Annotated in this window: 24 protein-coding genes; 12 read left to right on the top strand and 12 right to left on the bottom strand. The window is 66.2% G+C overall.

The genetic code is table 11. The features are described 5' to 3' along the window. Positions 1–119 precede the first annotated feature (119 nt). From J2X62_RS17895 to J2X62_RS17870, 6 genes are read left to right on the top strand one after another with little or no spacing between them, the layout of a single operon-like run. Positions 120–1,142 carry a metal ABC transporter solute-binding protein, Zn/Mn family gene (locus tag J2X62_RS17895; protein ID WP_310182307.1) on the top strand — a complete coding sequence of 341 codons (1,023 nt, stop codon included), beginning with the start codon at positions 120–122 and terminating at the stop codon, positions 1,140–1,142. 48 nt (positions 1,143–1,190) lie between these two features. Next, positions 1,191–2,024: a metal ABC transporter ATP-binding protein gene (locus J2X62_RS17890; protein ID WP_027494335.1), complete on the top strand. Its 834-nt coding sequence runs from the start codon at positions 1,191–1,193 to the stop codon at positions 2,022–2,024. Then, positions 2,021–2,899, top strand: a complete 879-nt coding sequence (locus J2X62_RS17885) for a metal ABC transporter permease (protein WP_032364918.1) — start codon at positions 2,021–2,023, stop codon at positions 2,897–2,899. Before J2X62_RS17890 ends, J2X62_RS17885 begins: the two co-directional genes overlap by 4 nt. A 10-nt stretch (positions 2,900–2,909) precedes the next feature. Further along, positions 2,910–3,668, top strand: a complete 759-nt coding sequence (locus J2X62_RS17880) for a LamB/YcsF family protein (RefSeq protein WP_094622819.1) — start codon at positions 2,910–2,912, stop codon at positions 3,666–3,668. Next, positions 3,668–4,270 (top strand): allophanate hydrolase subunit 1, encoded by a 603-nt coding sequence (locus J2X62_RS17875; protein ID WP_094622820.1) that lies wholly within the window; start codon positions 3,668–3,670, stop codon positions 4,268–4,270. The genes J2X62_RS17880 and J2X62_RS17875 overlap by 1 nt, the downstream gene beginning before the upstream one ends. Further along, on the top strand, positions 4,267–5,121 hold the full coding sequence (locus J2X62_RS17870; protein WP_310182303.1) for a biotin-dependent carboxyltransferase family protein: 855 nt from the start codon (positions 4,267–4,269) through the stop codon (positions 5,119–5,121). Before J2X62_RS17875 ends, J2X62_RS17870 begins: the two co-directional genes overlap by 4 nt. Positions 5,122–5,139: 18 nt before the next feature. On the opposite strand, the gene rlmB is transcribed toward J2X62_RS17870, so the two are convergent. The 5 genes from rlmB to J2X62_RS17845 are packed head-to-tail and all read right to left on the bottom strand — an operon-like array spanning position 5,140 to position 9,212. Beyond that, positions 5,140–6,123 (bottom strand): 23S rRNA (guanosine(2251)-2'-O)-methyltransferase RlmB, encoded by a 984-nt coding sequence (gene rlmB / locus J2X62_RS17865; protein WP_032373657.1) that lies wholly within the window; start codon positions 6,121–6,123, stop codon positions 5,140–5,142. Beyond that, a complete protein-coding gene (gene cysS, locus J2X62_RS17860; protein ID WP_310182300.1) occupies positions 6,123–7,538 on the bottom strand; it encodes a cysteine--tRNA ligase in 1,416 nt (471 codons plus the stop codon). Before cysS ends, rlmB begins: the two co-directional genes overlap by 1 nt. 23 nt (positions 7,539–7,561) lie before the next feature. Next, complete coding sequence (gene ispF / locus J2X62_RS17855) at positions 7,562–8,026, bottom strand: 2-C-methyl-D-erythritol 2,4-cyclodiphosphate synthase (protein WP_310182298.1); 465 nt, start codon at positions 8,024–8,026, stop codon at positions 7,562–7,564. Then, positions 8,023–8,688, bottom strand: coding sequence for a 2-C-methyl-D-erythritol 4-phosphate cytidylyltransferase (gene ispD, locus J2X62_RS17850; protein WP_057472633.1), 666 nt, complete (start codon positions 8,686–8,688; stop codon positions 8,023–8,025). The genes ispF and ispD overlap by 4 nt, the downstream gene beginning before the upstream one ends. A gap of 35 nt (positions 8,689–8,723) precedes the next feature. Then, positions 8,724–9,212 carry a CarD family transcriptional regulator gene (locus J2X62_RS17845; RefSeq protein ID WP_027494344.1) on the bottom strand — a complete coding sequence of 163 codons (489 nt, stop codon included), beginning with the start codon at positions 9,210–9,212 and terminating at the stop codon, positions 8,724–8,726. 288 nt (positions 9,213–9,500) lie between these two features. On the opposite strand from J2X62_RS17845, the gene J2X62_RS17840 reads away from it, so the two are divergent. From J2X62_RS17840 to disA, 3 genes are all read left to right on the top strand, one after another. Continuing rightward, complete coding sequence (locus tag J2X62_RS17840; protein WP_027494345.1) at positions 9,501–10,109, top strand: hypothetical protein; 609 nt, start codon at positions 9,501–9,503, stop codon at positions 10,107–10,109. Between the two features lie 53 nt (positions 10,110–10,162). Beyond that, positions 10,163–11,560 carry a DNA repair protein RadA gene (radA, locus tag J2X62_RS17835; RefSeq protein ID WP_310182287.1) on the top strand — a complete coding sequence of 466 codons (1,398 nt, stop codon included), beginning with the start codon at positions 10,163–10,165 and terminating at the stop codon, positions 11,558–11,560. Between the two features lie 128 nt (positions 11,561–11,688). Then, on the top strand, positions 11,689–12,774 hold the full coding sequence (gene disA, locus J2X62_RS17830; RefSeq protein WP_027494347.1) for a DNA integrity scanning diadenylate cyclase DisA: 1,086 nt from the start codon (positions 11,689–11,691) through the stop codon (positions 12,772–12,774). 47 nt (positions 12,775–12,821) lie between these two features. Here disA and J2X62_RS17825 read toward each other — a convergent pair whose 3' ends face one another. The 3 genes from J2X62_RS17825 to J2X62_RS17815 all read right to left on the bottom strand — a co-directional run bounded on the left by J2X62_RS17825 (position 12,822) and on the right by J2X62_RS17815 (position 15,191). Continuing rightward, a complete protein-coding gene (locus tag J2X62_RS17825; RefSeq protein ID WP_032371515.1) occupies positions 12,822–13,691 on the bottom strand; it encodes an SCO6745 family protein in 870 nt (289 codons plus the stop codon). A 15-nt stretch (positions 13,692–13,706) separates the two neighbouring features. Further along, the gene (locus tag J2X62_RS17820) at positions 13,707–14,453 is read right to left on the bottom strand and encodes a hypothetical protein (protein WP_027494349.1); all 747 of its coding nucleotides are present in this window, start codon (positions 14,451–14,453) and stop codon (positions 13,707–13,709) included. A 111-nt stretch (positions 14,454–14,564) separates the two neighbouring features. Then, positions 14,565–15,191, bottom strand: a complete 627-nt coding sequence (locus J2X62_RS17815; RefSeq protein WP_027494350.1) for a carbonic anhydrase — start codon at positions 15,189–15,191, stop codon at positions 14,565–14,567. Positions 15,192–15,312: 121 nt separating this feature from the next. Between J2X62_RS17815 and J2X62_RS17810 the strand changes: the two genes are divergently transcribed. Beyond that, a complete protein-coding gene (locus J2X62_RS17810) occupies positions 15,313–16,197 on the top strand; it encodes an A/G-specific adenine glycosylase (RefSeq protein WP_032386079.1) in 885 nt (294 codons plus the stop codon). Here the strand turns inward: J2X62_RS17810 and J2X62_RS17805 are convergent. Further along, positions 16,194–17,003, bottom strand: a complete 810-nt coding sequence (locus J2X62_RS17805) for an alpha/beta fold hydrolase (RefSeq protein WP_094651904.1) — start codon at positions 17,001–17,003, stop codon at positions 16,194–16,196. The genes J2X62_RS17810 and J2X62_RS17805 overlap by 4 nt on opposite strands. Next, positions 16,970–17,746: an alpha/beta fold hydrolase gene (locus tag J2X62_RS17800; protein WP_052073632.1), complete on the bottom strand. Its 777-nt coding sequence runs from the start codon at positions 17,744–17,746 to the stop codon at positions 16,970–16,972. The genes J2X62_RS17805 and J2X62_RS17800 overlap by 34 nt, the downstream gene beginning before the upstream one ends. Before the next feature lie 36 nt (positions 17,747–17,782). On the opposite strand from J2X62_RS17800, the gene J2X62_RS17795 reads away from it, so the two are divergent. Continuing rightward, positions 17,783–18,094 (top strand): antibiotic biosynthesis monooxygenase, encoded by a 312-nt coding sequence (locus J2X62_RS17795; protein WP_027494354.1) that lies wholly within the window; start codon positions 17,783–17,785, stop codon positions 18,092–18,094. A 16-nt stretch (positions 18,095–18,110) separates the two neighbouring features. Here the strand turns inward: J2X62_RS17795 and J2X62_RS17790 are convergent, their stop codons facing one another. Both J2X62_RS17790 and J2X62_RS17785 read right to left on the bottom strand, forming a co-directional pair. Beyond that, the gene (locus J2X62_RS17790; RefSeq protein ID WP_310182470.1) at positions 18,111–20,405 is read right to left on the bottom strand and encodes a bifunctional diguanylate cyclase/phosphodiesterase; all 2,295 of its coding nucleotides are present in this window, start codon (positions 20,403–20,405) and stop codon (positions 18,111–18,113) included. 173 nt (positions 20,406–20,578) lie between these two features. Then, positions 20,579–21,016 carry an OsmC family protein gene (locus J2X62_RS17785; RefSeq protein ID WP_032364911.1) on the bottom strand — a complete coding sequence of 146 codons (438 nt, stop codon included), beginning with the start codon at positions 21,014–21,016 and terminating at the stop codon, positions 20,579–20,581. Between the two features lie 94 nt (positions 21,017–21,110). Here J2X62_RS17785 and J2X62_RS17780 point away from each other — a divergent pair, with 94 nt between their 5' ends. Continuing rightward, positions 21,111–22,310: a lipase family protein gene (locus J2X62_RS17780; RefSeq protein ID WP_310182277.1), complete on the top strand. Its 1,200-nt coding sequence runs from the start codon at positions 21,111–21,113 to the stop codon at positions 22,308–22,310. The last annotated feature ends 36 nt before the right edge of the window (positions 22,311–22,346 follow it).

Genomic DNA, 22,346 nt, shown 5'->3' with positions numbered 1-22,346 from the left:
CATGCTGCAGTGAAAATCGAGGTTGGGCTCGTCCGATTCGATACCGAGCCCGCCCGAGAGCTAGAGTACAACGGTAACGGTTTCCATTAGCGTCAAGCCCTGCCTTCAGGAGTACATCGATGTCGTCCTTCCACCGCCCGTCTCGGGTCAAGAGCTCGGCCCTCATCGGCCTGACCTGCGCTGCCGCGCTGGCACTGACCGCGTGCAGCTCGAACGAGCCGACGAGCACCGAGTCCGCGCCGGCCAACCCCGTCGACGGTCCGATCACGATCGTCGCGTCGACGAACGTGTGGGGCAGCGTTGCCGAGGCCGTTGCGGGCGACCTGGCCACCGTGAAGTCGATCATCGCCGACCCGTCGGCAGATCCACACTCGTACGAGGCGAGCCCCGGTGACGCCGCCGCGGTTGCCGAGGCGTCCTTGGTGGTCTACAACGGCGGTGGCTACGACCAGTTCATCGAGGACATCCTCGGCTCCGAGGGCAAGGACGTGCCGTCCGTCGATGCCTTCCCGTTGCTCGACGCGGACCACGATCACGACTCCGAGACGACGTCCGAGGCAGCAACCGAGCCCGCAACCGAACCCGCGACCGAAGACGGCCACTCGCACGGTGAGGTCAACGAACACGTCTGGTACAACGCCGAGGTCGCAGCGCACACCGCCGAGGAGATCGCCGACAAGCTCGGTCAGCTCGACCCGGACAACGCCGCGCAGTACACCGCCAACGCCGAAACGTTCCACGAGCAGATCCACGCCATCACCGACGTGACGGACCGGATCGCCGCCGAGTTCCCGAACGCACCGGTGGCCCAAACCGAACCGATCGCGCACTACCTCCTCGAGGAATCCGATCTCGACGACCGCACTCCCGAGGACTTCAAGGACGCCATCGAGGAGGGCAACGACCCGTCGCCCGCATCGATCGCCGCGACACGGGATCTGTTCACGTCCAAGTCCGTCCGCGCGCTGGTCTACAACACTCAGACCGAAGACGCTGTCACACAGGACATTCGCACCACCAGCGAGGCTGCCGGCATCCCCGTCGTCGAGGTCACCGAAACTCTGCCCGCCGGGATGACGTTCATCGAGTGGCAGACCAAGGCCGCGACGGACCTGCAGGCCGCGCTCAGCACCAACCCGTGAGCCGATCCGCCTCCCGATCGGTGGGCAGCTGATGGAAAGCTGTAACGCATGCCTGCTGTAGAACTGCGCGATGCCGGACTGGCCTTCGGCGACCGCACACTCTGGCAGAACCTGGATCTGTCCGTCGCGGCGGGCGAGTTCGTCGCCGTCCTCGGCCCCAACGGGTCGGGCAAGACGTCGTTGCTCAAGGTGCTGCTCGGTCAGAACCACCTCACGTCCGGCACCGCGTCGATCGGCGGCAGTCCCGTTCGCCGCGGCCAGTCGGGCGTGGGGTACGTCCCCCAGCAACGCAACATCGACGACGATCTGCCGCTACGCGGACGCGATCTCGTCGGTCTGGGCTGGGACGGCCACAAATGGGGCATGGGACTGCGCGGCATGCGGCAGCGCAAGGAGACGGTGCAGCGCGCCATCGATCAGGTCGACGCCAATTCCTTCGCCGGCGCACCGGTCGGCTCGATGTCCGGTGGTGAACAGCAGCGACTGCGGATCGCCCAGGCACTCGTCGGCGATCCGTCGGTACTGCTGTGCGACGAGCCCCTGCTCAGCCTCGACCTCGCCAACCAATCGTTGGTCTCCGGCCTCATCGATCGCCGACGGCGGGAGCACGACACAGCCGTGCTGTTCGTGACGCACGAGATCAACCCGATCCTTCCGCTCGTCGACCGCGTCGTCTACATCGTCGACGGCCGGTTCCGGATCGGGACTCCCGAGGACGTCATGACCACCGAAGTGTTGTCCGAGCTGTACGGCACCGAGGTCGAGGTGTTGAAGGTTCGCGGTCGGCTCGTCGTCGTCGGAACCGGCGACTCGATCGATGCGCTCGGCTCGGCCGGTGCCCACCACCCACCCGTACCGCACGACGGAGAAGACAAGGCATGAACGAGAAGGTTCTCGACGCATTCTCGAAAATGCTCGACTTCGACACCACGGCGAATCTGCTGAGCTACGACTTCGTTCAGCAGGCGTTGATCGCCGCTGCCATTCTCGGATTGCTCGCCGGCGCGCTCGGACCGCTCATCGTCAGTAGGCAGTGGGCCTTCGCGGTGCACGGATCGAGTGAGCTCTCCCTCACCGGTGCGTCCGCTGCACTGCTCGTCGGTATCACCGTCGGACTCGGGGCCATCGTCGGATCCGTCGTCGCCGCGGTGATGTTCGCCCTGCTCGGCAACAAGGCCCGCGACCGAGACTCGGTCATCGGCGTCATCATGTCGTTCGGCCTCGGCCTGTCGGTGCTGTTCATCTGGCTGTACCCGGGCCGAACCGGCACCAGCTTCTCGTTGCTCATCGGCCAGATCGTCGGCGTCGGGCAGAGCGGAATCCAGCTGCTGCTGGTGTGCGCCGTTCTCGTGCTGATCGTGCTCACCGTGGTCTACCGCCCGCTGTTGTTCGCCAGCACCGACCCCGAGGTAGCCCTGGCCCGCGGCGTCCCCGTCCGCGCACTCTCGGTCGTGTTCGCCGTACTCGTCGGTGTTGCCTGTGCACTCGGCGTGCAGATCGTCGGCGCGCTGCTGGTGCTCTCACTGCTCATCACCCCGGCCGCGGCCGCCGCGCGGGTCACGGCCAGCCCGCTGAAGGCGACGCTGCTGTCCATCCTGTTCGCCGAGATCGCCGCTGTCGGTGGCATCTTGCTCTCGCTCGCTCCTGGCCTCCCGGTCTCGACTTTCGTCACGACCATCTCGTTCGTCATCTACCTCGTGTGCCGCGGCATCGGGGCAACCCGCAAGGCCAATTCCGGACGGCTCGTCGCCGCCTAGACTGTCCAAGGTGACGGCCATCGATCTCAACGCCGATCTCGGCGAAAGCTACGGTGCGTGGACTCTGGGCGACGACGACGCGTTGCTCGCAGTGGTGTCCAGTGCCAACGTCGCGTGCGGCTTTCACGCCGGTGATCCGACCACTCTTCTGCGCACGTGTCGCTCTGCTGCGAACGCAGGCGTGCGGATCGGGGCTCAGGTCGGCTATCAGGACCTCGCCGGATTCGGTCGACGCTTTCTCGACGTCGCCCCCGCAGATCTCACCGCCGACGTGATCTATCAGATCGGTGCACTCGACGGCCTTGCCCGAGTTGCCGGTTCGGCCGTCACGTACGTCAAACCGCACGGTGCGCTGTACAACGCGATCGTGCATCACCGCGAGCAAGCGAAAGCCGTCGCCGAGGCAGTCGCCGCGTACGACCCGCACCTGCCGGTACTCGGACTGCCCGGTTCGGCATTCCTCGACGAAGCCGAACGCGTCGGGTTACGCACGGTCGCAGAGGCTTTCGCCGATCGCGCCTACACCCCACAGGGAACTCTGGTCTCGCGCTCGGAACCGGGAGCCGTGCTCAGCGACCCGGAGGCGGTCGCCGAGCGGGTACTGACGATGATCACCGACGGTACGGTCGAGGCGGTGGACGGCACAACGGTCGAAGTCCGCGCCGAATCGATCTGCTTGCACGGCGACTCCCCCGGCGCAGTGGCGATGGCGAATGCCGTGCGGGACCTGTTGCGCGTCAACGCTGTCGATATCGCTTCCTTCGTCTGATGCGCCTCCTCCCCGCAGGCGAGAACGCGCTGCTGATCGAGTTCGCCGACCTGCCCGAGACCATGTCGTATCACCGGTCCATGGTCCGCCAACGGCCGGACGCGGTCGTCGATCTGGTTCCTGCCGCCCGCACCGTGCTGGTGATCTTCGACGGGGCACCGGCACCGATACTCGAGTGGGTCGCGGCGCTGGAACCCGCTGTCGACGAACCCACTGCCGCATCCGAGGCGGTCACGATTCCCGTCACCTACGACGGCGCTGATCTCGACGACGTCGCCCGCCTGACGAGCCTGTCCACCGCCGAAGTGGTTGCAGCGCATACGGAACAGACCTGGACAGTCGCGTTCGGAGGCTTCGCGCCCGGCTTCGGCTACCTCGTCGGCACCGACACCCGACTGCACGTGCCGCGACGTGATTCACCGCGCACCAGCGTCCCGGCAGGCGCAGTGGGTCTGGCCGGCGAGTTCTCCGGCATCTACCCGCGATCCTCACCCGGGGGATGGCAGTTGATCGGCCGCAGCGACGTGACGCTGTGGGACAGCGAGCGCACTCCACCGGCACTGCTCACACCCGGCACCACCGTCCGATTCGAGTCGACATGAAGACCCTGACCGTCCTGCAGACGGGACCGCTGTGCACCGTCCAGGATCGTGGACGACGTGGCCACGCGGCGGTGGGCGTCGGACGGTCCGGTGCAGCGGATCTGCGTTCACACGATGCGGCAAACCGTCTGGTGGGCAACGACTCCGGAGCCGCCACCCTGGAAGTGACGTTCGGTGGCCTGCAGGTCCGTGCCCAGTTCGACGCCGTCATGGCCGTCACCGGAGCGCACGTGATCTGCCGCGTGGACGGCACCGTGCAGGGACTGCATTCGACGCTCGTGGTCCGAGCCGGGCAGGAGTTGACTCTGTCGCCGCCCACATCGGGTCTGCGCAGCTACCTCGCCGTCCGGGGAGGCATCGACGTCCCTCCGGTTCTCGGCAGCAGATCGACGGACACGATGTCGGGCCTCGGGCCCGATCGACTCTCCCCCGGGACGGCGCTCCCGGTCGGCGACGCCACAGACCAGTGGCCTGCAACGGATTTCGTAGTACCGAACCCGCTCGAGCAGACACTGCACATCACGTTCGGCCCGCGCGAGGACTGGTTCACCGAGCACGCCCGATCGGTTCTGGTGCAGCAGCCATGGACGGTCACGCAGGATTCGGATCGCGTCGGCATCAGGCTCGACGGCGTGGAGCCCTTGACCCGCGCGGTCGACGACGAATTGCCCAGCGAGGGAATGGTTCTCGGGGCACTTCAGGTGCCGCCCTCGGGACAGCCGGTGTTGTTTCTCGCCGACCATCCCGTCACGGGCGGCTATCCGGTGATCGCCGTCGTCACCCTGGACGATGTGTCCGCCGCCGCGCAATTGACCCCGGGAACGCGGATCCAGTTCCGCGCTGTCGGCTGATCCCGACCCTGCGCAACCTCAGCCTCGACGCTGACGCGCGATGTCGGCCAGCACGACGCCCGCAGCGACGGATGCGTTGAGCGATTCCACCGGCCCGGCCATCGGGATCGACAGGATGTGGTCGCAGGTCTCGCTGACCAGACGCGAGAGGCCCTTGCCCTCGGATCCGACGACGATGACGACCGGTCCCTTACCGTCGAAGGTGTCGAGGTCGGTGTCGCCGCCTGCGTCGAGGCCGACGACGGTGACGCCCTTGGACTGCCAATCCTTCAGTGTGCGAGTCAGATTGACCGCCCGCGCGATGGGCAGTCGGGCTGCAGCACCGGCGCTGGTACGCCATGCCACCGCCGACACGCTGGCGCTGCGACGCTGCGGAATCACGACGCCGTGGCCACCGAACGCGGCCACCGAACGCACGACGGCACCGAGGTTGCGCGGGTCGGTGATGTTGTCGAGCGCCACCAGCAGTGCGGGTTCCTGGTGCGTGCGCGCGTTCGAGATCAGATCGTCGGGGTGCGCGTAGCGGTACGGCGGCACCTGCAGGGCCAGGCCCTGGTGCAGTCCGTTGGCGCTGAGCTTGTCCAGATCGGAGCGGGGAACTTCGAGGATGGAGATCCGTGCGTCGCCTGCGCGCTGCACGGCTTCCTTGAGTCGATCGTCACTGTCGGTGCCGACGGCGACCCACAGGGCGGTGGCGGGCACGCCTGCACGCAGGCACTCGACGACCGGGTTGCGCCCGAGTACCACCTCGGGACCGTCTTCTGCCTTGCGTCCGGCCGGACGTCCACCCGCGCGTCCTCCGGTGGTACCGCCACGGTTCTGCGCGGACTTCTCGGCAAGCTTGGCCCGACGCGCTGCGGGATGCTTGGTGCGCTCGGAGGCGGGGGGTGTTGCGCCGCGGCCCTCGAGGCCCTTACGACGCTTGCCTCCGGATCCGGCGACCTGCCCCTTCTTGGTGCCGTCCTTGCGGATTGCGCCGCGCCTACTCGAATTGCCTGCCATCACAAACCTGCTTCGTCGGTCTTGCTCGTACCCAGCGACCATTCGGGCCCGTTGGGTGTATCTGTCACATCGACTCCGGCCTGCGCCAGTCGATCGCGTATCTCGTCGGCGACGGCCCAGTCCTTGGTCGCCTTCGCCGTTGCTCGACGCTCCAGCTCGGCCTCGACGAGAACGCCGAGTGCACCGAGAGCTGCTGCGTCCGAACCACTGTCGTTCGACCAGTGCGGATCGAGGGGGTCGACACCGAGGATGTCGAGCATCGCCCGCACGCTGCCCGCATGCTCCACGGCTGCCGGTAGATCACCGGACTCGAGGGCGGTGTTGCCGAGGGTGACGGTGGCGTGAATCTCGGCCAACGCTTTGGGAACTCCGAGATCGTCGTCGAGAGCCGCGGCAAACCCGGCGGTCCACTTGCCCATCGGAACGTCACCGGCGCGTTCGACAGCTCGCCGGACGAATCCTTCGATGCCCCGGTACGTCACCGCCGCGGTCTCGAGCGCAGTGTCGGAGTATTCCAGCATCGAGCGATAGTGCGCGCCACCGAGGTAGAACCGAAGTTCTTGCGGCCGAACCCTTTTGAGCACGTTGGGTACCGAGAGGACGTTGCCGAGAGACTTGGACATCTTCTCTCCGCCCATCGTCACCCAGCCGTTGTGCAGCCAGTAGCGCGAGAAGCCGTCGCCGGCCGCCATGGATTGAGCCCGCTCGTTCTCGTGATGCGGAAACACCAGATCGAGTCCGCCACAATGGATGTCGAAGTCCGCGCCGAGGTACGTCTCCGCCATCGCCGAGCACTCGAGATGCCAGCCGGGACGGCCTGGGCCCCACGGCGTCGGCCACGAGGGCTCGCCGGGCTTGGCACCCTTCCACAGCGTGAAGTCGCGCGGATCGCGCTTGCCCTCGGCAACGCTCTCGCCCTGGTGTACGTCGTCGAGCTTGTGACCGGACAACGCGCCGTAACTCGGGAAACTCTGCACGTCGAAGTACACGTCCCCGCACGAGTCGGCATACGCGTGCCCGCGCTCGATCAGCCGCTCGATCATCTGGACCATCTGAGTGATGTGGCCCGTCGCACGCGGTTCGGCGGACGGCGGCAGCACACCGAGTCGGTCGTAGGCCCACGTGAACGAACGCTCGTACGTTGCCGCCCACTCCCACCACGGCCGCCCGGCGTCGCGCGCCTTGTTCAGGATCTTGTCGTCGATGTCCGTCACGTTGCGAACGAAAGCGACGTCGTAGTCGTGTGCCAACAGCCAGCGGCGCAGGACGTCGAACGCCACTCCGCTGCGTACGTGGCCGATGTGAGGCTCACCCTGCACCGTTGCCCCACACAGGTACACCGATACATGGCCAGGGACCAAGGGGGTGAATTCCCGCAGGGCCCTCGTCTCGGTGTCGTGTAGGTGAAGGGTCACGACCAGCAATGCTACCGGTGGTTTTACCTCGTCATGACAAGTGCGGTCGCGACGGCCGCGATTCCTTCGCCGCGACCGGTCAGCCCGAGCCCATCGGTGGTGGTCGCGGACACCGACACCGGGGCGCCGAGCACACCCGAGAGAACGTCCTGCGCCTCGATGCGGCGCGGTCCGATCTTTGGCCGATTACCGATGATCTGCACCGCAGCGTTGCCGACCGCAAACCCGTCGGCGTCGAGCAACCGTCGTACCTCGGTCAGCATCGCGGCTCCACTGACCCCGTCCCACTCCGGACGCCCGGTGCCGAAGACCGACCCCAGATCGCCCAGGCCCGCAGCGGACAGCAGGGCGTCACACAGCGCATGTGCGGCGACGTCGCCATCCGAGTGGCCCTCGAGTCCGTCCGCGTCCTCGAAGAGCAGTCCGGCCAGCCAGCAGGGTCGGCCGGGAGCGATGGGGTGGACGTCGGTGCCGATGCCGACTCTCATAGGAGCGCCTCTGCCAGTAGTAGGTCGTGCGGAGTGGTGATCTTGAATGCGAGCGCGTCGCCGACGATGGTGTGCACCGTCTCGCCGATGCGCTCGACCAATCCCGCATCGTCGGTGGAGATGTCGGTAGCGGCGGCATAGGCGCGACGCAGGACGTCGGCGTCGAAGCCCTGCGGGGTCTGGACCGCACGCAGACTCGCGCGATCGGGCGTGCCGACCACAGCGCCCATGAGGTCGACTTCCTTGACGGTGTCGACGACGGGCAGCACCGGGATGACCGCTGGGCGTCCGGCTCGGACCTCGGCGACGACGCGGGCGATCAACGCAGGCGGGGTGAGAGCGCGCGCGGCGTCGTGGACCAGCACGACGGAAGCGTCTCCGACGACGGCGAGACCGGCGCGCACCGAATCGGTGCGTTCGCGGCCGCCTGCCACGACGATGACGTCGTCGCCGACGAGCCCGCGGGCCGCGTCGAGCAGATCGACGGGCACGATGACGACGATGCGGTCGACGGCACCCGAGGCACGCAGTCCGTCCACGGACCGCGTCAGAAGAGAGTCGGCACCCAGACAGACGAAAGCCTTCGGCTCGTCGTGTCCGAGCCGAAGGCCTTTACCTGCTGCGGGTACCAGGGCGACAACGTCGCCGGCGGTACCGTTCACGCTACGAAGCTGCTCATTCTGCGAAGCTGCTCACTCTACGAAGCGGTGGCGAGAACTTCGTCGAGCATGGTGTCGGCCTTGGCCTGGTCGGTTCCCTCGGCCAGTGCCAACTCGCCGACGAGGATCTGACGCGCCTTGGCGAGCATCCGCTTCTCGCCTGCCGACAATCCACGATCCTGTTCGCGACGCCAGAGATCACGAACGACCTCTGCCACCTTGTTCACGTCACCGGAAGCCAGCTTCTCCAAGTTGGCCTTGTAGCGACGCGACCAGTTGGTGGGCTCTTCGGTGTGCGGTGCGCGCAGCACCTGAAAGACTTTGTCGAGGCCTTCTTGCCCGACGACATCGCGAACGCCGACGTACTCGGCATTGTCCGCGGGGACTCGAACGGTGAGGTCGCCTTGCGCGACCTTGAGAACCAAGTACTCTCTCGGTTCACCCTTGATGGTGCGTGTCTCTATCGCTTCGATCAGCGCCGCTCCGTGATGGGGGTAAACGACGGTGTCTCCGACCTTGAAAATCATGTGACAAGTGCCCCTTTCGATTTATCGAGAATACCACGCCCAATATCAACGGCGCAGGTCAGGGGCACAGTGCTGCCGAATCAGGGGTTGACACAGACCGTTCGACGTGTATCCGATGCCACATTTCGGCCGCGGTCGTAACACCCCCGTTCCGTGCGGAAGGCTGCCCTACCTGGCGCATCGTGAGCAGTGGCGGACCCCACGAGCGGTCGGTGGACGAGAACTACTACTCTGCCTAGTGGACGAGATGGACCGAGCCGGCCCGGCACCACATGGAGGACGACCGAAGTGACTGCAATCGACGCTGCGACACCGCTTGGCCGCCATCGCAGAACGGCCGCTGCCCTCGCGCTTCTCGCTGGTGGCACCCTCGTGCTCACCGCCTGCGGCGCAGGTCAGATCTCGCAGACGGCCACTCAGGTCGCGGCGGTCAACGGCAATTCCGTCGACGTCGGAGACATTCAGCTGCGCAACGTGCACGTCGTGTACCCCTCCTCCGAGGAGTACAGCATCGAGCCCGGCGGCACCGTCGAGCTCGGCTTCACGGCCATCAACGCCAACCCCGCCGTGGCGGACGAGCTGACCGGGATCTCCTCTCCCGAGGCTCAGGTCACCATCGTCGACGAGGCAGAACCGGGCAGCACCGAGATCGCTCCGCTGACCGCGCTCGGTGCCGGATCACCCGCCGACACGCAGCTGGACGATCCTCTGCTTCCGATCCAGCTCATCAAGGTCGAGATGGCCGACATCAGCGAGAACGTGCGCCCGGGCCTGACGCTGCCGGTCACCTTCGAGTTCGCGAATGCGGGCGATGTTGTCGTCAACGTCCCCGTCGACGCCGGTCACGAACTCGAGCGCTCCGAAGAGGCAGTCTCCGAGCACAGCGGCGGGCACTGACCCCGCCGTACGAGGTCACCGGACCTGTCGGTGCCCATCGTTAGGCTTCCGACGTGGTCAAACTGAAGTCGAGCTACCGCTGCTCCGCGTGTCATCATTCGGTCTCCAAGTGGGTCGGCCGGTGTCCCGAATGCGGTGACTGGGGCTCGATGGACGAGGTCCAGGCCACCGCGGCACCGCTCACGTCGCGCGCAGGTGCATCGGCGCTCCGCTCGGGCGGCGGTGCCATGATCCCGACGACGCCCGCAGCTGCACTGACGACCATCAGCAGCGCAACCTCGCAGGCGAACACCACCGGCATCGACGAGTTCGATCGTGTCCTCGGCGGCGGTCTGGTCCCCGGTTCGGTCGTTCTGCTGGCCGGTGAGCCGGGCGTCGGCAAGTCGACGCTGCTGCTCGAGGTGGTGCATCGGTGGGCGCGTTCGGCTCCCGATCGCCGCGCGCTCTACGTCACCGGTGAGGAATCGGCAGGGCAGGTTCGGCTGCGAGCGGACCGTACCGGCGCGGTGCACGAGCGCGTCTTTCTCGCCGCCGAGTCCGATCTGGCAACCGTGTTCGGACACGTCGAACAGGTCAAGCCCAGCCTGTTGATCGTCGATTCGGTGCAGACGATGCTGGCCGCCGACGTCGACGGCGTCATCGGCGGTGTCACTCAGGTCCGCGCCATCACCAGTGCGTTGACCACGCTGGCCAAGACCACCGGAGTCGCCGTTCTGCTCGTGGGGCACGTGACGAAGGAAGGCGCGGTGGCAGGCCCGCGCTCGCTCGAACACCTCGTCGACGTGGTCCTCAACTTCGAGGGCGACAAGCACTCCACGCTGCGCATGATTCGCGGCGTCAAGAACCGGTTCGGTGCCTCGGACGAGGTGGGCTGCTTCGAGTTGCGGGAGACCGGAATCGTCGGCATCAGTGACCCGTCCGGGCTGTTCCTGCATCACCGCAACGACGCCGTCCCCGGGACCGCCGTCACCGTCACGATGGACGGCAAGCGACCGCTGCTGGCCGAGTTGCAGGCACTGATCGTCGACACCGCCATGCCGTCACCGCGACGTGCGGTCAGCGGACTCGATCACGCCCGTGTCGCGATGATTCTGGCCGTCCTGGAACGCCGGTGCGGGGTGAAGGTGTCCAAGGCCGAGGTCTATGCCGCGACGGTCGGCGGGATGCGCACGAGTGAGCCGTCCGCAGATTTGGCTCTGGCGGCTGCGGTGGCCTCGGCGGTGCGTGATCAACCGTTGCCCGCAGGAATGGTGATTCTGGGGGAAGTGGGGCTCGCCGGCGAGGTACGACGCGTCGCCGGGCTCGGGCGCCGCCTCGCCGAGGCAGCCAGACTGGGGTTCAACTACGCCATCGTCCCCGAGGACGCGGGCCCCATCCCGCCCGGCATCAAGGTCAAAACCGTCATCAACGTCGGTGAGGCCCTGACGTACACGCGTATGCGGCCGGTATGACACCGGGCGGTACCCTTTACGGCGCTGCCCGTGTGCAACGGCGTGGCCCGCATTCGGCGGCGCGTTAGTCTTTGTTGGGCACGAGCTCCAGATCTGCCGCATGCCGTTACGACACGAGGGGGTTGGCCATGGAAGGCGCCGCGCAGTCCCCGGCGTTACGCGAGACCATCGCTCGACTGGCACCGGGCACCGCCCTGCGGGACGGTCTCGAACGAATCCTGCGCGGCCGCACCGGCGGATTGATCGTCCTGGGCTACGACGAAGAGGTCGAGGCCATCTGCGACGGCGGGTTCGAGCTCGATGTCGAATTCGCGCCGACACGACTGCGCGAGCTGTCGAAAATGGATGGCGCAGTAGTGCTTTCGACCGACGGGCAGCGCATCGTTCGGGCCAATGTTCAGCTCGTCCCGGACCACAAGATTCCTACCGTCGAATCCGGCACGCGACACCGCGCAGCCGAGCGAACCGCGATGCAGACCGGGTATCCCGTTGTCTCCGTGAGCCAGTCGATGAGCATCGTCAGTGTCTACATCAGCGGCATCAGGCACGTCGTCGAGGGCTCAGCCACCATCCTCTCGCGCGCCAATCAGGCCGTCGCCACGCTCGAGCGATACAAGGCCCGGCTCGACGAGAACACGCGTCAGCTCTCGGTCGTGGAGATCGAAGATTTCGTGACCCTGCGCGACGCGTTGACCGTCGCGCAGCGCCTCGAGATGGTGCGACGGGTGTCGGTGGAAATCGAGCAGAACGTCCTCGAGCTCGGTACCGACGGCCGTCAGCTCGCTCTTCAGCTCGAAGAGTTGTTGGGCGACAACGACATCGACCGTCAACTGATCGTGCGCGACTATCTCGCCGGCAACGAACCGTCGAGCACCACCGGTGTGGAGAAAGCGCTCGCGGCGCTGGACAAGCTGACCGATGTCGACCTGTTGGACCTGACGACTCTGTCCCGGGCATTCGGTTATCCCGCGACCATCGAAGCGTTGGACACCCCGATGAGTCCGCGCGGTTATCGCGTACTGACGCGAGTGCCGCGGTTGCAGTTCAGCCAGATTCACCGACTCGTGGGCGCATTCGGCACTTTGCAGGGCCTGCTGGCCGCCACCGCAGCCGATCTGCAGTCGGTCGACGGCATCGGCGGCCTGTGGGCCAGGCACATTCGAGAGGGGCTGTCGCGCTTGGCAGAGGCCTCGATCTCCGGGCCCTACGACTAGGAAGCGCTACGACCGAGACCCGGGACCACTGGGAGAACCGGTAACCCCTACCGCTTCTTGGTCCCCGGGAGGAAACCAGCGTCGATCACGGCTTTCACGTAGGGCCGTGCGCTCGTGATCAGCTGCTCCGCATCCGGAACGGTCTTCCACACTGCCGAAGCCATGGCGTCGGTGCGATCCTCGATGTGCCGATCGAGAGCGGTACCGGCCTCGGTCAACGTCTCCCCCTCGGCAGAAGTGGTGAGCAGTCCCCGGACGGCGAGTCGTTCTGCAGCCGAATCCCATTCGGTCTCGGACCACTGTCGCGTCAGCTGTGTGATGCGCTTGCCGAGTGCTCGGCGCCCGGGCTGCGGTGTCGGACGGACGGCTTCGTGGAACACCGCCGCTTCCGCGGGGTCGAGTTCCGCGTCGATCAAGGCGGCGAGGTGGCCGTCGCCCCGCCATTCACGCAGCACGGTGATCGAATGCCACAGGGCGAGATGAGGCACGTCGGGTCGTTCGGTGGAATGCCATGCTGCTGCGAGAGGACGGCCGGCGAAGGACGCCGCGTCGCCGATGCTGCGCAATCGCTCCGCGATGGTCGCGAGATCGGGCTCGGAGGCCAAGGAACCCAATGCTGCGCCGAGGACGGAGTCGAGCAGTGCCCACCGACGATCGGACACTGCATCCAGACCGACGGCCACAGCGGCCGGCCACGCCTGCTCGATCAACACCGGGTTGAAGTTGTAGAACGCAGCCGCGACGACGCTGGGCGCGCACGGACCCATCGGCGCGGCCCTCGCGCCCACGTACCAGGCATGACCGTCGAGTCCGGTGTCCTCGTACGCAGATCCGAGTTCAGGATTGAAGTACGCGGTCACATGGAAGGGTTCGAGCGTCGTGTAGGCCGCTCGGGCAAGCGCTGTCGGGGTGGTCATGAGATTCGACCGTACTCAGCCGGTGATGTTGAACGGTTCCGGCACGCTCTTGAGTTCGCCGAGCTGTGCGATGGCCTGGTATGCACCGACGCCGACCGGGACGCGCTCTTCACCGCAACCGGGAACCGAGTTGGTGCCCGACCACTTCACCGTGAAGCCGGCCTGCTCACCGGGCTTGAAGGTTCGCAGATCCGACGCAGCGTTCGGGAAGCAGTCGATGTTGGACCAGATGCGCTGATTGTCGAGCGTGTAGACGAGCGCCTGCTGCAGCCCGGCACCGACGTCGCGCTGGCACTCCGCTGACCCGATGTTGGTGATTACCACGGTGAACACCGGCTCTTCGCCGAGGCGATAGGTGGCCTTCTCGGGCGTCACCTTGATCGCGAGGGACTGATCCGGGCACTGGTTGGCGATCGCCGGAGCGGGCGCACCACTGGTCGTTGCTGCTGTCGTGCCACCGCCGGCCGCGGAGTCGGTACCGCCGCCCGAACCACCGGACCCACCGGAACCGCCCGATCCCTCACCCGAACCACCGGAGCCACCCGAACCACCGGGCGTGGCAGACGAGCTGGGCGACGGCAGCGCGGACGTGGTCGCCGGAGCTGCGACCCCGGCCGGAGCGGCCTCGGGATCGTCGGAACGACCGCTGAGCGAGGCGATGAACCACACGATCAAGCCGAGGACGACAACGGCCGCACCGATGGCGAGTGCGCGGCGTCGCCAGTAGATTTCGGGAGGCAATGGCCCGGTCGGTTCCAACACGAATCAACCGTATGCGGCCGAAGCCACGCTATCCCTGAGCCCACGCGGCGTGTCGCACCGGCGAACGGGCTTTCGGGGGCTGCCGGACCGTCAGGCGGGCTGTTCGACCGTTCAGGCGGGCTGTTCGCCGATGTCGCCGATGACCTCGCGAAGCTGCGCACGCCCCTTGGACAGCTGGTACGTGAGCCCGACGATCGCCAGCTCGCCGGCTTCGACCTTCTCGGCGACGATGCGCGAACGCTGCATCAGCAGGTTGCCGGTTTCCTGGACGTGGCGCGCCTCGAACTCGTCGACGGCTTCGTGGCCGTCGCGTCGGGCCGAGAGCACCGACGGGGTGACGCGCTCGACGACGTCGCGGATGTAGCCGCCGGGCACGTCGCCGCTTTCGAGTGCGTCGACGGTCGCCTGGACGGCACCGCAGTGGTCGTGTCCGAGCACGACGATCAGCGGAGCATTGAGCACCGCGACGCCGTACTCGATGGAGCCCAGAACAGCGGAATCGACGACGTGGCCGGCGGTGCGAACGACGAACATGTCGCCGAGGCCCTGATCGAAGATGATCTCGGCGGCGACGCGTGAGTCGGCGCAGCCGAACAGGATGGCCCCGGGGTGCTGAGCGCTCTCGAGCCGGGCGCGGTCCTCGATCCCCTGCGACGGATGCAGGACCTCTCCGGAGACGAACCGTTGGTTGCCTTCCTTGAGTGACTTCCAGGCAGCGATCGGATTCGAAGCAGGCATAGCTCTCATTGTGCACGCGCAGCGGGTTACCGGCGAGTCGGGTGCACGCGCAGCGGGCTACCGGCGAGTCGGGTCCACTACTGTTGGTACCCGTCACAGACACGAGAAGAAGGGCGCACAGTTGCCGATCGATCCCGAGGCCCTGCTCGGATGGTTCGATACCGACGGACGCGACCTGCCGTGGCGTCGTCCGGGAGTGACCGCATGGCAGATCCTGATGAGCGAGATCATGCTGCAGCAGACGCCCGTCGTGCGGGTGGCTCCCATCTGGGAGCAGTGGGTGCAGCGGTGGCCGGTCCCCTCGGCGATGGCCGCGTCGTCGCAGGCCGAGGTGCTGCGGGCGTGGGGGAAGCTGGGGTACCCGCGTCGCGCATTGCGTCTGCACGAGTGTTCTCGGGTGCTTGCCGAGGACTACGGCGACGAGGTTCCGCGGGACGTCGACACCCTGCTCGGCCTGCCCGGCATCGGGGCCTACACGGCCAGGGCGGTGGCGACTTTCGCCTACGGCCAGCGAGTTCCGGTGGTGGACACCAATGTTCGACGCGTCGTCGCGCGTGCGTTGCACGGCAACGCCGAGCCTGGAAATCCCTCGACGACAAGGGATTTGGCCGACGTCGAACAACTGCTTCCGGTCAGCGTGCCCCGCGCCGCCCGGTATTCGGCGGCATTGATGGAGCTCGGCGCGCTCATCTGCACCGCCAAGAATCCGGCGTGCCTGCTGTGCCCACTTCCCGAGTGCGCCTGGATCGAGGCCGGGCGGCCTGCGCACACCGGCCCGGCGAAGAAGGTGCAGAAATTCGCCGGAACCGATCGACAGGTACGCGGCAAACTGATGTCGGTCCTGCGGGAGAGCACCGGGCCGGTGGAGCGGGCTCAGCTCGACATCGTCTGGCCCACCGACCCAACCCAGCGTGACCGCGCGTTGGACTCACTGTTGACCGACGGCTTGATCGAGCAGACCGAATCGGGCTTGTTCGCGCTGGCCGGTGAGGGTTCGGACAGCTAGGACGACAGAAACTCCACCAGAGTCGCATTGACGGCGTCGGGTCGTTCGAGGTAGCCGAAGTGGCCCGTATCGGCGATTTCGACGTAGCGCGCACCGGGTATCGCCGCAGCCACTTCACGACACTGCTGCACCGGAATGAGCCGGTCGTCGGCAAATCCGACGACGAGCGACTTGGCCGAAATTCGGCGATACGCTATCAATCTGTCTGTGCCGGCACGCATTTCGAGTCCGATCTGCGCCCGCATACCGGCCGTCTTCTTGCCGCCGGAGTATTCGAGCACCGCCAGCCAGTCGCCGATCGCTGCCTCGTCGGCCAAGGTCTTGGGCGAGAAGTTCTGCATCGCAGTCATCGCCGCCCGGTACGAGGCCGGAAGTTCGACTCCGGCGTCGAACAGGTCTTTCTCACCCTTCGTCAACTGCTGACGCATTGTGGTGTTTTTGCCGTAGGTGGCCATCATCACTGCGTGCGACACCAGATCCGGCCGCGCCAACGCCAATTCCTGGGTGACGCGTGCGCCCATCGACGTGCCGACGACGCGCGCCTTTCCGCCGCCGAGATGTTCGATCAAGGCGGCGGTGTCTTCGACCAGGTCGTCGAGCGTCATCCCGCGCGCACACTCGGACGACGGTGCGATACCGCGATTGTCGAATGTGACCACGCGATATCCACTCTTCACCAGCGCGGGAACCTGATGGGTTCGCCAGACGCGGCCCGGGCTTCCCGTTCCCATCACCAGAACCACGAGCGGTCCGTCACCGGTGACGTCGTAGTTCAGGTCGATTCCGTTGAGCTGTGCGAGCGGCATTCGGATGATCCTAGTGTGCGCAGGAACCCCTCGACGGCGTCGCGATACCGCTCCGGGGCTTCGTCGTGAACGAGATGCGCCGCACCCTCGACTCGGACGTACACCGATCCGGGCTTGGCCGAGTGCATTCGGCTCATCTGTCCGGCAGGCGTGATGGTGTGCTCACCTTCGATCAACAGAACCGGAGCACGGACGGCATCCCATTCGTTCCAGAAGTGCCGCGTCCCCCACTCCTGCGAAATGGCCTCGAACGTATCGACGTCACCGTGCAGTCGCCAGCCGTCGTCGCTGAGCTCGAACGAATCCAGAAAGTACTGTCCGGCAACATCTCCGAAGAAGGCGCGTACCGCGTCGGCGTCCGGGAACGGTTGCGGCCACGCCCGGATCATCGCCGCCCAGCCGTCCGCCGTTCGACCGCGAAAGTCCGGCGCGATGTCTTCGATGACGAGCGCGGTGACCAGATCGGGTCGCCGCGCAGCCGCACACCAGCCGTGCAGCGCTCCCATCGAATGACCGACCAGCACACTGGGACCCACCGTTTCGAGGTGCTCGATCAGGTCGTCCACGAACGCCTCGGTCGTCAGTTCGGGCGGCGGAGGCCGACGGTGGCCCGGGGCGTCGTAGGTGTGCACCCGCCCGAATTCTCGGAGCCACGGAATCTGGCGTCGCCACGTCGCCGCACTGCCCATCAGCCCGTGCAGCAGCAGTATCGAACGGCCGGATCCACCCTCGTCGTAGAGCATCACCGCCGAGCATATCGGCGGGGTAGTCTCCCGAGAATGGCCATTGTGAAGATCAACGCGATCGACGTACCCGAGGGCGCAGGCCCCGAGCTCGAGAAGCGCTTCGCCGCGCGTGCCGGAACGGTCGACGGTTCGCCCGGTTTCCTCGGGTTCCAGTTGCTCCGTCCGGTCAAGGGCGAGACACGCTATTTCGTCGTCACCCAGTGGGAGGACGAGGAGTCGTTCCAGGCCTGGTCCGGTGGCCCGTCACGGCAGGCGCACGCCGGTTCCGGCGAGAGCAAGCCGGTCGCGTCGGGCGCGTCACTGTTGGAGTTCGAGGTCGTGCTGGACGTGCCCGCCACCTCGTGACGACGCAGTTCGCCCGTCAGATGGGCTGACGGGCGAGCTCCCACTCCAGTCTGGTGGGCGTATCGGAATCGAGTTTGTGCACGGCGTCGAACAACAGCTCGGCAGGCATCGGGCGACCGAGGTAAAAGCCTTGTGCTGCATCGCAACCCAGCCGACGAAGGGCGTCGAGGGTGCCTGCATCCTCGACGCCCTCGGCCATGATTCGCACACCCAGACTGCGGGCCAGGTCGATGGTCGAGCGAACGATGGACGCGTCGGTGTCGTCGGAGTTCATCTTCGAGACGAACGAGCGGTCGATCTTGAGGGTCTGCACCGGCAGGGTCTGCAGGTACGCCAGCGAGCTGTAGCCGGTCCCGTAATCGTCGATGGCCAGAGTCACCCCCAGGCTGCGCAACGAGGTCAACGCAGCCACCGATCGCACCGGGTCGGTCATGGCTGTCGTTTCGGTGACCTCGAACTCCAGGGCGTGCGCCGGTACCGAGTGTTTCGCCAGTGCCGCGGCGACCTGTTCGGTGAGTGTCTCGTCGAGAAGATTCCGAACCGAAAGGTTCACCGAGACAGACAGAGTGATGCCTCGCCGTCGTAGTGCGCTGCACTGCGCGAGTGCCTCGTCCAGTACCAGTGCGGTGATGGCGGGCAACATGCCGGTGCGCTCGGCATCGGGGAGAAACGTCGACGGCCCGATCAGTCCCTCGCGAGGGTGCAGCCACCGCAGCAGAGCCTCGACCCGGTCGACGCTGCCCGACTCGAGATCGAGACACGGCTGGAAGAACACCCGGAGCTGATGGTCACGGATCGCCGTGTCGAGCTCGCCCAACAGTCGCATCTGATCGTGTCGGTTTCGGTCCATGTCGGGCTCGTACAGACCGATGCGAGCATGGCCTGCCTTCGCGGACGTCAACGCCACATGAGCTCGCTGCAACATCGCCTCGCCGTCGACGCCGTTCGTCTCGGACGCCCCCGAACACTCCTCGAACGCCGCTATCCCTACCGCCGCGTCGAGGGCGACGTTGATGTCGTGCACGAACATCGTTCTGCTGACCGCGAATTGGAGCCGATGAGCCATGTCGAAAATATCGGTCCTGCCCGGCAGCCGACGCATCGCCACGACGAACTGATCGCCTCCCAACCGTCCCACCAGATCGTCGGACCGCACCGAGGCGACGAGGCGATGGCCGATCTCGCGGAGCACGCTGTCGCCCACGCTGTAGCCGAACGTCTCGTTGATCTGAGCGAAACGGTCGATGTCGACCACGAGCGTGAAGACGTCCGATTCGCCGCGCGTGGCGAGCATCGTGTCGAGCCGCTCCCGAAGCAGCCTGCGGTTGCCCAGACCGGTAACGGCATCCGTTCGTGCCACGTTCTCGAGCACCGAAGCCTGCCTGCGCAGCGTTCCGAGGAAGCAGGCCATCCTGCCGCCGACCAGGGATATGACCAACGCAGAGGACAGCACGATCACCCAACCCCACTGCGCGACGGGCACTCCGCGAGCCAGTTGCACGGCCATGGCCGCCGGGGTGACGGCAACCGCGAGACCCAGACCGACGAATCGTGCTCGCCCGAACCTGAACGGACTGGGCCGCTCGATGCGTGCGACCGCCCGCTCCGGCACGAACAGCGCAACGACTCCGAAGCACACGTAGGACGCCAGCCACAGCGTGTTCGGGATCAGCGAGCGGTAGAGCTCGACATCGTCTATCCGAGAGTAGGTGGCGAAGTCGGACACGGTCAGAAGCACTGTGCCGATGGTGGCAGCCACGACCGGGATTCCGGTCGAACGCGTCAACAGATAGAGACTGCCGATGAGAGTGAGCAAGAACGCGTCGATGGTCAGGTAGACGGTCGCAGGCAGGAACGAGAGCATCGAGGCCAGTGACCCCGTCCAGTCGCCGGGAACGACGAACATCCACGCGGCCAGACCGACGCCCACCGCGACAACCAGACATTCGAGCAGCTCTTCCAGACCGAAAACGAGCCCGTTCTCGTCGGCCGCACGCGCGAATCCCACAGCGATGATCACGTACCCGGCCAGAAACAGGACGTCCGCGGCCGAGAAGGTCGAGACCCGACCGCCCCCGTACTGCATCAGGGCGACCAAGCCATCGCCCACGCCCCAGCAGCCGACACCGAGTGCCATGTACTTCCATGTGCGCCGATCCGGACCGTTCTCGCGCAGGTACCGATAGACGAATGCCGCCATTGTGGCCAGGACCACGATTGCATAGACGATGTCGCGGGGTAATCCCTGCGGGGCTGCCGCGTGCGCTGCGACTGCGAGGGCACCCAGGCCTAGGAAGCGCGTCCACAACATAGTGGGCACATCCTTCCTAGGCTGGTCGTTACATTCCCTGAAGGTATGCAACAGCCGATCTAACCCGATGCTTGACCTCGATTCGGCACCGAACCATCCGTGGATGGGTCGATTCACGAACTATTTCAAACCTGACGACTGTTCGCCAGTCTCACATCGGGTGATCCGTTCGATCAGCCTTCGAGCGCGGCGTCCAGCGTGATCTCGACACCGGTGAGAGCCTTGCTGACCGGGCAGGTCTCTTTCGCTGCCTGCGCTGCCTTCGCAAACCCGTCGGCGTCGAGACCGTCCACCTCGCCGCGGACGGTCAATTTGATACCGGTGAGCTTGAAACCGGGCTGATCCGGACCGAGCGAGACATCAGCGGTGACTTCGAGACTCTGCGGAGTACCGCCCGCTTCGGCGATCAGCGCCGACAATTGCATCGCGTAACAGCTCGAATGAGCCGCTGCGATCAGTTCCTCCGGGCTGGTGGTGCCGTCGGCGTTCTCGGCGGCACGCTTGGGAAACGACACGTCGAACGTCGCTGCACCCGAACTGGACAGCTCCACTTGCCCGGAACCTTCTTCGAGAGTTCCATTCCATGCGGTGCGTGAGGTACGTGTTGGCATCGAACCGAGTCCTTTCGTCGTCGACCCTTCATAGGGCCGATACTCAGGCTAACGTCGGCGGGGTGACCGGGCCATCGAGTGCAGAGATCTCGAGATGACGAACGAGCGAACCACCAGTTGCCTGCGGCGAACAGCGATGATCGTGGCGGGGGTGCTCGTCTGGGGAGTCGCGCTGTCGGCACCCGTCGTCGCCGATCCCCTGTCGGATTTCTACGACCTGCCGGTGGAATCGACGGGACATTCGCCCGGCGATGTGGTGCGAGTACGACCGATGAACTCGCCCAAAGGTTTCGGACTCGGCTTCGACATCGAACGAATCCTGTACACCTCCACAGATACGCACGGCGAACCCATGACCGTCTCCGGGTACACGATGACCCCCACCGCGCCGTGGCCCGGTCCCGGACCGCGACCGGTGATCGCCTACGCGCCCGGCACATCCGGGATGGCCGATCGCTGCGCCGGATCGGCGGTTCTCGGCACAGTCGGCTCGTCCCCCGCCATCCTGCCGCTACTGCTGGCCGGCTATCGCGTCGTAGCGACCGACTACCAGGGACTCGGCACTCCGGGCGGGCACACGTACCTGAACCGCCTGGCCTCGGGACACGCGTTACTCGACGTAGCCAGAACCGCCGACGATGACGCGCCGGTGGTGCTGTACGGGTACTCGGAGGGTGGGTTCGCCTCGGCCTCGGCGGCCGAACTCGCCAATGGGTATGCCCCCGAGCTCAACATCGTCGGCGCCTATGTCGGTGCGCCACCGGCAGATCCGACGCTCAACATCGAGCCCCTCGACGGCACCACACTCGGCAGCGCCGTCCTGTTCGCGGTCGACGGCATGATCAATGCCTACCCCGAACGTGCCGACGAGATCCGAAGCGTGTTCGACGCCGACGGCACCGCAATGCTGGACGCCGCGCAGAATTGGTGCAGTACCGACCGCGCAGCGAACGACGCTATCGACACAAGAGCTCTGACCCGCGACGGACGCCCACTCACCGAACACCTGAACGACCCCGGAATCTTCGACGTGATCGATGCGAACACCGTCGGCCGAATCGCACCGAGCATGCCGGTCTACCTGTCGCACGGCGTCGCGGACGACGTCGTACCTGTCGAGCAGTCCCGCACTCTGCTCGAACGCTGGCAGGAATTCGGTGCCGACGTCACCTACCGCGAATACGACTTTCCGGTCGTCCCGATCACCGGCGCGAACCATGCACCCGGAGCCCTGGCCGCATACGCCGACATACTGCCCTGGATCGCCGACCTCGTTCACAGAACCGAGGCCTGATCTCAGCACCGAAATCAGGGTCTTCGCCGAGGCTTC

Origin of the sequence: Rhodococcus sp. 3258, from assembly GCF_031456475.1 — a bacterium.
GTDB classification, from domain to species: Bacteria; Actinomycetota; Actinomycetes; order Mycobacteriales; family Mycobacteriaceae; genus Rhodococcoides; species Rhodococcoides fascians.
Note: the sequence above shows the minus strand (reverse complement) of the source record. Positions and strands in the feature narration are given on the sequence as shown.